The organism is Phycicoccus ginsengisoli (genome assembly GCF_054779295.1).
Genome location: NZ_BAAGYN010000006.1, coordinates 182,245 through 194,496 on the forward strand (window position 1 = coordinate 182,245; position 12,252 = coordinate 194,496).

Sequence of the window (12,252 nt, forward strand, 5' to 3'; positions counted from 1 at the left end):
GGGAGGTGACCTGCGCACTCACGGCAGCCACGCGGCATACCCCCTGCGCTCTGGGCCGCACACGCAAAACGGCGGTTGCTCGACTTCCCGCGCGTTGACAACGCGCGTTTTGTCGAGCAACCGCCGTTTTGCGCAGACCCCGGCGGGTCAGCGGGCGAAGGCCTGCGCCACGAGCTCGGCCTGCTGCTCGGCGTGCCGCTTGCTCGACCCGGTCGCCGGCGAGGCCGAGGCCTTGCGCGAGACCACCGTGAGCTGCCGGGTCTCGCCCTGCTCGGCGAGCGCCTGCGGCAGGTTGAGCGCCATGAACGGCCACGCACCCTGGTTGCGCGGCTCGTCCTGCACCCAGACGACGTCGGCGTTCGGGTACTTGGCGAGCTCGGCGGCGATCTCGGCGGCCGGGATCGGGGCGAGCTGCTCGACCCGGACGATCGCCGTCGCGGAGTCGCCGGCCTTGTCACGGGCGGCCTCGAGGTCGTAGACGACCTTGCCGCTCGCGAGCAGGACCCGGGTGACAGCCGACGCGTCGAGCTGCATGCGGTCGGGCAGGACCGGGCGGAACGTGCCGGTGGTGAAGTCCTCCGGCATGCTGCCGGCCGCCTTGAGCCGCAGCATCGACTTCGGGGTGAAGACGATGAGCGGGCGGCGCGGCCGGGCGTAGGCCTGGCGACGCAGCAGGTGGAAGTAGCTCGCCGGGGTCGACGGGTAGGCGACCGTCATGTTGTCCTCGGCGAACATCTGCAGGAACCGCTCGATCCGCGCGGAGGAGTGGTCCGGGCCCTGGCCCTCGTAGCCGTGGGGAAGCAGCAGCACGACGGACGAGCGCTGGCCCCACTTCTGCTCCGAGGACGACACGAACTCGTCGACGATGGTCTGCGCGCCGTTGAAGAAGTCGCCGAACTGCGCCTCCCACAGCACCAGCGCGTCGGGGCGCTCGACCGAGTAGCCGTACTCGAAGCCCATGGCCGCGAACTCGGACAGCAGCGAGTCGTAGACCCAGAACCGGGCCTGGCCCTCGCCCAGGTAGAGCAGGGGGGTCCACTCCTCGGCGGTGTGCTTGTCGATGAGCACGGCGTGGCGCTGGACGAACGTGCCGCGGCGGCTGTCCTGGCCGGCGAGCCGGACCGGGGTGCCCTCCATGAGCAGCGAGCCGAACGCGAGCAGCTCGCCGGTCGCCCAGTCGATGCCGCCGGAGCGGACCGACTCGGCGCGCTTCTCCATGGCCTGGAGCAGCTTCGGGTGGATCGTGAAGCCCTGCGGCGGGTTCACGAACGCGTCACCGATGTGCTGCAGCTGGTCGGCCGGGATCGCGGTGTCGGTCGCGGACCGGGTGGTGGTGTCGGCGGACTGCGCGCTCGGCGGCTCCAGGCCGGTGTGGCCCTCGGCGTCCGTGCCCGCCTTGGTGGCGTCCTGCGTGGTCTCGGCCGGCGCCTTGAGCGCCTCCTTGGTCTCGACGAACACCCGCTCGAGCTGCTGCTGGTAGTCGCGCAGCGCGGCCTCGGCGTCCTCCTGGCTGATGTCGCCGCGGCCGATGAGGGCCTCGGTGTACAGCTTGCGGACCGAGCGCTTCGCCTCGATGAGGTTGTACATGAGCGGCTGGGTCATCGACGGGTCGTCGCCCTCGTTGTGGCCCCGGCGGCGGTAGCAGACCATGTCGATGACGACGTCCTTGTTGAACTGCTGGCGGAACTCGTAGGCGAGCTCGGCCACCCGGACGCACGCCTCGGGGTCGTCGCCGTTCACGTGGAAGATCGGCGCCTGGATCATCCGGGCCACGTCGGTGGAGTACGTCGAGGACCGCGAGGCGGACGGCGACGTCGTGAACCCGACCTGGTTGTTGATGACCACGTGGATGGTCCCGCCGGTGCGGTAGCCGCGCAGCTGGCTCAGGTTGAGCGTCTCGGCGACGACGCCCTGGCCCGCGAACGCCGCGTCACCGTGCAGGAGCAGCGGCAGGACGGTGAAGTCCTCGCCGGCGAGGTCGAGCCGGTCCTGCTTGGCCCGGGTGATGCCCTCGAGGACGGGGTTGACGGCCTCGAGGTGGGAGGGGTTCGCGGCGAGGTAGACCTTGGTCTTGCTGCCGTCCTCGGCGACGAACTCGCCCTCGGTGCCCAGGTGGTACTTCACGTCGCCGGAGCCCTGGACCGACTTGGGGTCCTGGCGGCCCTCGAACTCACGGAAGATCTGGCCGTAGGACTTGCCCGCGATGTTGGCGAGGACGTTGAGGCGCCCGCGGTGCGGCATACCGATGCAGACCTCGTCCATGCGGTCGGCGGCGGCGCGGCACAGGATGCGGTCGAGCAGCGCGATGACCGACTCGCCACCCTCGAGGCTGAACCGCTTCTGGCCGACGAACTTGGTCTGCAGGAAGGTCTCGAACGCCTCCGCGGCGTTGAGCCGGCGCAGGATCCGCAGCTGCTCGTCAGGGCCTGGCTTGGCGTAGCCGACCTCGATCTTGGACTGCAGCCACCGGCGCTGCTCGGGGTCCTGGATGTGCATGTACTCGGTGCCGATGGTGCGGCAGTAGGAGTCGCGCAGGATGCCCAGGATCTTGCGCAGCCGCAGCATCGGCGCCCCGCCGAAGCCGCCGGTCGCGAAGTCGCGCTCGAGGTCCCACAGGGTCAGGCCGTGGCTGGTGACGTCGAGGTCGGGGTGGCGGCGCTGGCGGTACTCCAGCGGGTCGGTGTCGGCCATGAGGTGGCCGCGCACGCGGTAGGCGTGGATGAGCTCCTGGACGCGGGCCGTCTTGTTGACGTCGTCGTCGTGGTGGGCCGAGATGTCCTGGACCCAGCGGACCGGCTCGTACGGCAGGCGCAGCGACTCGAAGATCTCGTCGTAGAAGCCGTTCTCGCCGAGCAGCAGCTGGTGCACGATCCGCAGGAAGTCACCGGACTGGGCGCCCTGGATGATGCGGTGGTCGTAGGTGCTGGTCAGCGTGAGGATCTTGCTGACGGCGTTGCGGTTGATGGTCTCCTGGCTCGCGCCCTGCCACTCGGCGGGGTACTCGAGGGCGCCGACGCCGATGATCGTGCCCTGGCCGGACATCAGGCGCGGCACCGAGTGGACGGTGCCGATGGTGCCCGGGTTGGTCAGCGAGATCGTGGTGCCCTGGAAGTCCTCGACCGTGAGCTTGCCGCCGCGGGCCTTGCGCACGACGTCCTCGTAGGCCGACCAGAAGTGGGCGAAGTCCATGGTCTCGGCGGCCTTGATGCTCGGCACGACCAGCTGGCGGGTGCCGTCGGGCTTGGCCAGGTCGATGGCGAGACCGAGGTTGACGTGGCCGGGGACGACGAGGGCGGGCTTGCCGTTCTCCTCGGTGAACCCGTTGTTCATCTCCGGCATGTGGCCCAGAGCCTTGACGAGGGCGTAGCCGATGAGGTGGGTGAACGACACCTTGCCGCCACGGGAGCGGGCCAGGTGGTTGTTGATGACGACGCGGTTGTCGATGAGCAGCTTGGCCGGGACGGCGCGCACGCTCGTGGCCGTCGGGACGGTCAGCGAGGTCTCCATGTTGGTGACGACCCGGGCGCTCGCGCCCCGCAGCGGCTTGACCTCGGCCTGCTGGACGGCGCCGGCCTCCTTGGGGCGCTCGGGGTCGCGCGGCTTCGGCGTCTCCTTGACCGGTGCCTCGCCCTTCTCCTCGATCTTGGCCGCCTGGTCCGCAGCGGTCGAGGTGGAGGCCGGGGCGGTCGGGGCCTGGGCGAGCGCGGCCGGGCGCAGGCCCGTCGCGCCGGCCGGGGCCGGCTTCGCTGCCTGGGCCGTCTGTGCCGGGGTCTGGGCCTCCGGGCCCGGCTTGGCTACCGGAGCAGCCGGTGCCGTCTGTGCTGCCGGAGGGGCGGCCGGTGCCGGAGCGGCGGGCCGGGCTGCGGGCGCCGACGCGGCCGCCGGGGCTCCCGACGACGCGGGGGCCGAGGTGCCTGGGGTCCGGCCGTTCGAGGCGCCGTTGCCGCCTGCGCCGTTGCCGCCGGCACCCTGGCCCGGCTCGTAGCCCTCGAAGAAGGACCACCACGCCTTGTCGACCTGGTTGCGGTCCTGCTTGTACTGCTCATACAGCTCGTCCACGAGCCACTCGTTCGGCCCGAAGGCCGCCAGGGGGTCGTTGGTCGGGGACTGGTCGGGCACGGCGGATACGCCTCTTTCACGGGTCGGCACGGACGCTCACACGGATACGTCCCAGCCTAGCCCTGCCGCCTGCCCGCCGCTGCGGGGGGATGGGCCCGTTTCGTGCGGTGTCGGACACGTCCACCCGGGTGTCCCGGCGCCTCACCCCTCCCCTCCGACTTCGGGCCACCTGACCCCCCGACCAGGCGTGCCTGACCGGGGCTGGGTGGCCCGAAGTGCGGAAGGGGGCGGGCTCAGCTGATGTCGCTGCGCGCGGTCCGCCACGAGCCGAAGCCCGCCAGCACCACGGCATACGCGGCGAGCACCAGGGCCGCCACCCACCAGGTGAGCGGCTTGACGGCGTTCGCGCCCGTCTGGGTGACGCCGCTGACGATGGCGTTCGTCGCCTGGGTCGGCAGGTACGGGACGATGTGCTCGCGCCCGAAGTCCCACAGGCCCAGCAGCACGCCGGCGATGGGCTCCAGGATCCACGCGACGCCGACCGAGATGAGCAGCGCGGCGACCTGGTTGGGGATGAGGATCCCCGCGCCGAGCCCGATGAGCGCCCAGAGGCCGAGGACGAGCAGGCTGAGCGCGAGCGAGCGCAGCACCTCGGTGCCCGGGAACGCGTCGGCGCCGCGCGCGTTGAGCACGATCGCACCCGCGACGACCGAGCCCACGAGCGAGAGCAGGCCGTACAGCGCGCCGATGCCGAGCAGGGCGATGACCTTGGCCCCCATGACCCGGCCGCGGCGTGGCGTGCCGAGGAAGGTGCTCGTGATCGTCTTGTGGCGGTACTCCGAGCCGATCTGCATGACGCCGATCACCAGCGTCAGCAGGTAGCCCAGGCTGAGGTAGCCGGTGTAGACGCTGTTGGCGATCTGGACCGCGTTGCCGGTGGGCGCGCCCTGGCCGGGGCCGCCCTGCGTGGCGGCGTCGCTGGTGAAGAGGAAGCCGAAGGCCACGGCGAGGCCGGCCCCGGCGACGAACATGGCGATCGCCATGCCCCACCACATGCGCGTCGTGAAGAACTTGCGGAACTCCGACCGGATGGCGGCGCTCATTCGTTGCCCCCTTCCTGCCCGGCCATGGCGTCCCGCTCGGGGGCGGCCGCCTGTCCGAGGTTGCGGTTGGTGCCCTCGGTCAGCTGGAAGAACAGTGCCTCGAGGTCGGTGTGGGCCTGGCGCAGCTCGTACAGCGGCAGGCCCGCGCGCAGGGCGACGTCGCCGATGAGCCGCAGGTCGTCGGTGGCAGCCATGAGCGCGCCGTCCTCGACGTGGGTCGTGACGTCGGCGACGCGCAGGGCGCCGGCGAGCGCGTCGTTGTCGGAGGTGCGGACGACGACGCGGCTGTCGCCGTGCAGGTCGGCCATCGCGCCCTGCTTGACCAGCCGCCCGTTGCTGATGATGACGACGTCGTCGACGGTCTGCTCGACCTCCTGGAGCATGTGGCTCGAGATGAGGATCGTCTTGCCCTGGCCGGCCAGGTGGCGCAGGAAGCCGCGCAGCCAGCGGATCCCCTCGGGGTCGAGGCCGTTCGCCGGCTCGTCGAGGATGAGCACCCTGGGGTCGCCGAGGAGGGCCGCCGCGAGGCCGAGCCGCTGCCGCATACCCATGGAGTAGCCGCCCGCGCGCTTGCGGGCCGCGGCCGGGATACCGACCAGCTCGAGCATCTCGTCGACCCGCGCCGTGCTGACCCCGGCGGTGTCCGCAAGGACCCGCAGGTGGTCACGGCCGGTGCGCCCGGGGTGGAAGTTCGTCGCCTCGAGCGCCGAGCCGACGACGGACATCGGGGTGTCGATGTCCTGGTAGCGGTGCCCGTCGATGGTCGCGGTGCCGCCGGTCGGGCGGATCAGGCCCAACAGCATGCGCAGGGTGGTCGTCTTGCCCGCGCCGTTCGGTCCGAGGAAGCCGGTGATCCGCCCGGGTTCCACGGAGAAGGAGAGGTGGTCGACGGCGGTGAAGTCGCCGAACCGCTTGGTCAGGTCCTGCACGTCGATGCGCGCGCCGGACGTCGGTGTCGTGCTGGTGGTGGGTGTGGTGGTCGTCATGTGTCCCCCGGTGCATGTGCCATGACGGCATCCTCCCAACCGACGTGGGGTGAGGGTCAACCGGGTTGTCGCCGGGTTTTCGCCGGGCTGTCGCTGGGTGGTCGGGCGGCGCGGTGCGACCGGGAGGGCGCGCGACCCTAGGATGGTCCGCACTATGACCGAGTGGTTGGGGGTGCTGGCGGGCATCGGGCTGACGGCCGGTACGGCAGTCTTCGTCGCCACGGAGTTCAGCCTCGTCGCCCTCGACCGGCCCGCCGTCCAGAAGGCCGCCGACGCGGGGGACGCCCGGGCCGGCGTCGTCCTGGGATCGCTGCGACGGCTCTCCACGCAGCTGTCGGCCGCCCAGGTCGGCATCACGCTGACGACCCTGGTGCTGGGCTTCATCGCCACCCCTTCGCTCGGCGTCCTGCTCGAGACCCCGCTGCACGCGCTGGGCCTGCGGGGCAGCACCCTCGAATCGGTGGGCGCGGTCCTCGCGCTGACCATCGCCACGTTGTTCTCGATGGTCGTCGGCGAGCTGCTGCCGCAGTTCCTCGGGATCTCCGCGCCGCTGCCGACCGCCAAGGTCGTGGCCGGCCCGGTCCGCGTCTTCGCCCTGGTGGCCCGGCCGCTCATCGCCGTGCTCAACGGCTCGGCCAACCTCTTCCTGCGCTCGCTCGGCGTCACCCCGCAGGAGGAGCTGTCCGGCGCACGCACCCCCCAGGAGCTGGCGTCCCTCGTGCGCCACTCCGCCGAGGCCGGGACCCTCGACGCGAGCACCGCGCGGCTCGTCGCCAAGTCACTGGGGTTCGGCGAGCAGACCGCGGCCGACGTCATGAGCCCGCGTGCCCGCGCCACGTCGATCGAGCGGACGGCCACGGCCGAGGACGTCGTGCGGCTGGCCCGCCGCACCGGGCACTCCCGCTTCCCGGTCACCGGCGAGGACTGGGACGACATCGACGGCGTGGTCCACGTCAAGAAGGCCATCGCCGTCCCGCACGACCGCCGGTCCGACGTGCCGGTCTCGGCGCTGATGGTGCCGCCGCTGCTCGTGCCCGAGACGATCCGGCTCGACCCGCTCCTGCTCATGCTGCGCGAACAGGGGCTGCAGCTGGCCATCGTCGTCGACGAGTACGGCGGGACCGCGGGCATCGTCACCCTCGAGGACGTCGTCGAGGAGATCGTCGGCGAGGTGTCCGACGAGCACGACGTCTTCCGCACCACCGGCCGCGAGCTCACCGACGGCTCGTGGACGGTCCCCGGCCTCTGGCGCCCGGACGAGGTGCGCGAGCGGCTCGGCGCGGACGTCCCGGACGGCCCGGCATACGAGACCACGGGTGGCTTCGTCATGGCGGTCCTCGGCCGCATCCCGGTCGTGGGCGACACCGTCTCCATCCCCGGATGGGACATCTCCGTCGTCGCCATGGACGGCATGCGCGCCGACCGGCTGAGGTTCGTCCCGGCCCCCGACGGGGACGGTGCGGACCAGTCCCACGGCGCGGACGGCTTGGGCGGCAGGGACGGCGCTGACGGGGGCGACGGCGCTGACGGGGCGGACGGCAGGGACGGCGCGGACGAGGGCTCCACCGCAGGCTCGCGCGAGGGCGCCGTCGACGCCGGGGCACGGCGGGTCCGCCACCCGAAGGTGGGGGAGGACCAGTGAGCGCCTTGGCCGTGGCGGTCACGGTGCTCCTGCTGCTGCTCAACGCCTTCTTCGTCGGTGCGGAGTTCGCGGCGATGGCGGCGCGGCGCTCGCAGCTCGAGCCGCTGGCCGCTGCCGGGTCCCGGCGGGCCCAGACCTGCCTGGACGCCCTGGAGCAGATGGGCTCGCTGCTCGCCTGCGCGCAGCTGGGCATCACCGTGTGCTCGGTGCTCCTCGGTGCGATCTCCGAGGCGGCGCTGCACCACGCCCTGGAGCCGCTGGTGCACCTGCTCGGACTGCCGACCGGCGTCACGGACGGCCTCGCGCTGGCCCTGGCGCTGCTCGTCGTGGTCTACCTGCACGTCGTGGTCGGCGAGATGATCCCCAAGAACCTCGCCCTGGCCGGACCCGAGCGCGCCGCCGTCGTGCTCGTCCCGGTGCTCATGACGATCACCCGCGTGCTGCGGCCGGTGATCACCGTCATGGAGTGGATCGCCAAGTCGCTGGTCAGGCTGTTCGGGGTCGAGCCCAAGGACGAGATCGCCTCGACGTTCACGGTCGAGGAGGTCGAGAGCATCCTCGCCGAGAGCCACCACGAGGGGCTGATCGAGGAGGGCCAGCAGTTCCTCGTGGGCGCGGCGCTGGAGTTCAGCGACAAGGACGCCGTCGACGTGGCGGTGCCGCTCTCGGAGCTGGTCACCCTGCCGCTGACCGCGACGCCGAACGACGTGGAGCGGCTCGTGGCCAAGCGCGGCTTCTCGCGCTACCCGCTCGTGAACCGGGCGGGGACGCTCGCGGGCTACCTGCACCTCAAGGACGTGCTGTACGCCGACGAGTCCGAGCGCGACATCGCCGTGCCGGTGAAGCGGGTGCGCAAGCTCGCGACGGTTCAGGAGGCCGACGAGGTCGAGGAGGTGCTGCGCACCATGCAGCGCACGGGGGCCCACCTGGCCCGGGTCGTCGACCCCGAGGGCTCCGACGTGGGCGTCGTGTTCCTCGAGGACGTCATCGAGGAGCTGGTCGGCGAGGTCGCCGACGCCTCCCAGCGCTGAGGGCGGCTCCGCGGCACACAGCCGACGCCGAGGGGGTGGCAAAGGGTCCTTCCCACGCCGGCGAAGGACCATCTGCCACCCCCTCGACACCGAGGAGGTGCGCGAGCCGCGCCACCAGGGCCTGCCGCCGCGCCGGGTTGGACAGGTCCGACTTCGTGATCTCGAGGTACTTCCACCCGTCGTCCTCGGCCAGCAGCCGGCGGGAGATGTCGTCGTCCCCCCGGCGGAAGGACGTGAAGTGGTGCTCGCCCTGGTACTCCCCGATGACCCGCGCCCTGCGCCAGAGGAAGTCCGACCGGCACAGGAAGCCCGAGCCGTCGGCAGCCATGACCTCGACGTTGAGCTCCGGCTCGGGGAGGGCGTGCCGGACGAACACCAGCCGGGCGCGTGTCTCCATCGGCGAGTCGGCCCCGACCCGCACCCACCGGAGGGCCTCGCGCAGCCGGCGGACAACGCGCACCGGCCCGCGGCGCGCCAGGGCCCGAGCCAGCAGCTCGCTCGTCCCTGCCCGCCTGGCGACCCAGTCGCCGACCACGACCAGGTCCTCGACGCCGAGCCGGTCCCCGAGGTCGACCCACGTGTCGACGGCACTCACCACCCGCAGGCCCGACACCGTGCTCACCTGGCGTAGCTCGAGGCCGGGGTGGGGGCTGACCTGCGGCCGCCGGACCGGGTTGCGGCGCGACGGCCGCATGACGTGCAGTGGCTCGACGTGCTCGAGGGCCTGCGGGAGCGGCATCCCCCACACGGCTGCGGCGGTGCAGTGCGAGAACGCCACGTCGCCGGGCAGCACGAGCGCCGCGGCAGTGGCCGCGACGAGGACGGTCGGATCCGACCCCGGGGACGTCGTGCACCGCACGCCGTGCAGCGGTGAGCCGAGGTCGGGCGAGCGCAGCCGGCCGCGGCGCACCCCGGCCTCCCGCGCCTGCGCCACGGTGAAGGGGCGCCCCGCGAGTCCGTCGGGCAGGGGGATGCGCGGTGTGGCCATGCCGTCCATGCTGGCCGGCCGCGCGGCCCACCCCACGCGTATCCACAGCCCAGACCGTCCGGTGCCGTGGGGCGTGGCGGCGCGGGTCCACGCCCACGCCGAGAGGGTGGCACACGGCTGCTCGGAACCAACTGAACCGCCGGATGCCATCCCCTCGGTGGCGGGACGCGGACCCACCGTGAGCCCTCCCGGACACGACGAAGGCCGGACACGACGAAGGCCGGGCGCTGCGGCGCCCGGCCTCTCGACGTGCCCCCGGCAGGATTCGAACCTGCGCTCCCGCCTCCGGAGGGCGGTGCTCTATCCCCTGAGCTACGGGGGCGACACGTGCGCCTCGCAACAAGGCGCCCGCAGAGGTTAGCAGCCTAGGGTGGCATCCATGGAAACCGGGGGACTGGTGTACGTCTGCGACGACACCGAGCAGATCCGCCGCCTCATCCGCGTCAACCTGGAGCTCGAGGGCTACCAGGTCGAGGAGCTCGAGGACGGCGAGGCCCTGCTCGGTCGGCTCCGCGCGGTCCAGGAGCTCCCGGACGTCATCACGCTCGACGCCCAGATGACCCCCCGGGACGGCTGGTGGGCCGTCGACCGGATCCGCGAGGACGCCCGGCTGTCCAGCATCCCCGTGATCATGGTGACCGCCTCGGTGCAGCAGCACGACCGGGCCCAGGCGCACGGCTCGGGACTCGACGCGTTCCTCGCCAAGCCGTTCGACCCCGACGACCTCATCGAGCTGGTCCGGGGCCTCGCGGCCGGCGGCCGGGACGCCGCCGCCGCGCCCTAGAATCGTGCGGGTGACCCCCGAAGAGCTCTCCACCGCCATCCGCACCGCCCTCGCCGACGCCGTCGCCGCCGGCGAGCTCCGCGTGGACGTGCCGGAGCAGGTGCGCGTGGAGCGCCCGCGCAACCGCGACCACGGGGACTGGTCCACCAACGTGGCGCTGCAGCTGGCCAAGGGCGCCGGTATGCCGCCGCGCGAGGTCGCGACGCAGCTCGCCGCGCGCCTCGGCGCGGTCGACGGGGTCAAGGCCGTCGACGTCGCGGGCCCGGGATTCCTCAACATCACCCTCGACGCGGCCTCCGCCGGCGAGCTGGCGCGCTCCATCGTCGACGCCGGAGCAGCGTTCGGCCGCAACGAGTCCGAGGCCGGACACGTCATCAACCTCGAGTACATCTCGGCCAACCCCACCGGCCCCCTGCACCTCGGCCACACCCGGTGGGCCGCGCTCGGTGATGCCATGGCCCGCCTGCTGAGGGCGTCCGGCGCGACGCTGACGACCGAGTACTACCTCAACGACGCCGGCGCGCAGATGGACAAGTTCGCGCGCAGCGTCGTGGCCCGGGCCAAGGGGGAGCCGACTCCGGAGGGCGGGTACCCCGGCGAGTACATCGACACGCTTGCGGCAGCCGTGCTCGAGCAGCGCCCCGACCTGCCCGAGCTGCCCGAGGACGAGGCGATGACCGTCGCCCGGGAGCTCGCGTACCCGCTCCAGCTGGCCGACATCCGGGAGACGCTCGAGGCGTTCGGCGTGCACTTCGACGTCTGGTTCTCAGAGAACACGCTGCACGACGAGGGCGCGGTCGAGCAGGCCGTCGCCCGGTTGCGCGAGCAGGGGCACGTCTTCGACCAGGACGAAGCGATCTGGCTGCGCACCACCGACTTCGGCGACGACAAGGACCGGGTCCTCATCCGGGCCAACGGCGAGCCGACGTACTTCGCCGCCGACGCCGCGTACTACCTGTCCAAGAAGGACCGTGGGTTCGACGAGAAGATCTACCTGCTCGGTGCCGACCACCACGGCTACATCAACAGGCTCAAGGCGATCGCCGCCTGCGCGGGGGACGACCCGGAGCACAACATCGAGGTCAAGATCGGCCAGCTGGTCAACCTCGGGGGTGCCCGGCTCTCCAAGCGCGCCGGCAACATCATCGAGCTGCGCGACCTCATCAGCTGGATCGGCACGGACGCGATCCGCTACTCCCTGGCCCGCTACCCGGCCGACAGCCCGCTGTCGCTCGACGGCGAGGAGCTGCGCAAGCAGACCAACGACAACCCGGTCTTCTACGTGCAGTACGCCCACGCCCGGACCTCCAACGTCGCCCGGCTGGCGAACGAGGACGGCGTGCGGCGCGAGGACGGCTTCGACCCGAGTCTGCTGTCCGACCCGACCGAGGCCGCACTGCTCGCCATCCTCGGCGACTTCCCGCGGGTCGTCGCCCAGGCCGCGCACCTGCGCGAGCCGCACCGGGTCGCTCGCTACCTCGAGGACCTCGCCGGCCGGTTCCACAAGTGGTACGACACCTGCCGCGTCCGGCCCATGACCGCCGACGAGGAGATCACCGACGTGCACCGCACGCGCCTGTGGCTCAACGACGCCACCCGGCAGGTCTTGGCCAACGGACTGGACCTGCTGGGGGTCTGCGCACCCGACAGGATGTAGCC

Annotated in this window: 8 protein-coding genes and 1 tRNA gene; 4 read left to right on the forward strand and 5 right to left on the reverse strand. The window is 72.1% G+C overall.

The features are described from left to right. Window positions 1–147 precede the first annotated feature (147 nt). From ACYVDO_RS12025 to ACYVDO_RS12035, 3 genes are all read right to left on the reverse strand, one after another. A complete protein-coding gene (locus ACYVDO_RS12025) occupies window positions 148–4,119 on the reverse strand; it encodes a multifunctional oxoglutarate decarboxylase/oxoglutarate dehydrogenase thiamine pyrophosphate-binding subunit/dihydrolipoyllysine-residue succinyltransferase subunit (RefSeq protein WP_460936132.1) in 3,972 nt (1,323 codons plus the stop codon). A 233-nt stretch (window positions 4,120–4,352) separates the two neighbouring features. Continuing rightward, complete coding sequence (locus tag ACYVDO_RS12030) at window positions 4,353–5,162, reverse strand: ABC transporter permease (protein ID WP_460936134.1); 810 nt, start codon at window positions 5,160–5,162, stop codon at window positions 4,353–4,355. Continuing rightward, window positions 5,159–6,148: an ABC transporter ATP-binding protein gene (locus ACYVDO_RS12035; RefSeq protein WP_460936136.1), complete on the reverse strand. Its 990-nt coding sequence runs from the start codon at window positions 6,146–6,148 to the stop codon at window positions 5,159–5,161. The genes ACYVDO_RS12030 and ACYVDO_RS12035 overlap by 4 nt, the downstream gene beginning before the upstream one ends. 154 nt (window positions 6,149–6,302) lie before the next feature. Between ACYVDO_RS12035 and ACYVDO_RS12040 the strand changes: the two genes are divergently transcribed. After that, entirely contained in the window at window positions 6,303–7,790 is a 1,488-nt protein-coding gene (locus ACYVDO_RS12040) for a hemolysin family protein (RefSeq protein ID WP_460936138.1), read from the forward strand. Beyond that, on the forward strand, window positions 7,787–8,821 hold the full coding sequence (locus ACYVDO_RS12045) for a hemolysin family protein (protein WP_460936140.1): 1,035 nt from the start codon (window positions 7,787–7,789) through the stop codon (window positions 8,819–8,821). The genes ACYVDO_RS12040 and ACYVDO_RS12045 overlap by 4 nt, the downstream gene beginning before the upstream one ends. On the opposite strand, the gene ACYVDO_RS12050 is transcribed toward ACYVDO_RS12045, so the two are convergent. Further along, a complete protein-coding gene (locus tag ACYVDO_RS12050) occupies window positions 8,775–9,809 on the reverse strand; it encodes a hypothetical protein (RefSeq protein ID WP_460936142.1) in 1,035 nt (344 codons plus the stop codon). The two genes, ACYVDO_RS12045 and ACYVDO_RS12050, sit on opposite strands and share 47 nt — an antisense overlap. A gap of 250 nt (window positions 9,810–10,059) precedes the next feature. Beyond that, window positions 10,060–10,131, reverse strand: a tRNA-Arg gene (locus ACYVDO_RS12055). A gap of 57 nt (window positions 10,132–10,188) precedes the next feature. Between ACYVDO_RS12055 and ACYVDO_RS12060 the strand changes: the two genes are divergently transcribed. Together ACYVDO_RS12060 and argS are read left to right on the forward strand one after the other, a co-directional pair. Then, window positions 10,189–10,593, forward strand: a complete 405-nt coding sequence (locus tag ACYVDO_RS12060) for a response regulator (protein WP_460936144.1) — start codon at window positions 10,189–10,191, stop codon at window positions 10,591–10,593. Between the two features lie 10 nt (window positions 10,594–10,603). Beyond that, window positions 10,604–12,250, forward strand: coding sequence for an arginine--tRNA ligase (argS, locus tag ACYVDO_RS12065; RefSeq protein WP_460936146.1), 1,647 nt, complete (start codon window positions 10,604–10,606; stop codon window positions 12,248–12,250). Window positions 12,251–12,252: the final 2 nt, after the last annotated feature.

Excerpts from the sequence above, each read along its gene's own strand:
- ACYVDO_RS12030 (WP_460936134.1), bottom strand. The coding sequence starts at position 5,162 with ATGAGCGCCGCCATCCGGTCGGAGTTCCGCAAGTTCTTCACGACGCGC.
- ACYVDO_RS12035 (WP_460936136.1), bottom strand. The coding sequence starts at position 6,148 with ATGACGACCACCACACCCACCACCAGCACGACACCGACGTCCGGCGCG.
- ACYVDO_RS12040 (WP_460936138.1), top strand. The coding sequence starts at position 6,303 with ATGACCGAGTGGTTGGGGGTGCTGGCGGGCATCGGGCTGACGGCCGGT.
- ACYVDO_RS12050 (WP_460936142.1), bottom strand. The coding sequence starts at position 9,809 with ATGGCCACACCGCGCATCCCCCTGCCCGACGGACTCGCGGGGCGCCCC.
- ACYVDO_RS12060 (WP_460936144.1), top strand. The coding sequence starts at position 10,189 with ATGGAAACCGGGGGACTGGTGTACGTCTGCGACGACACCGAGCAGATC.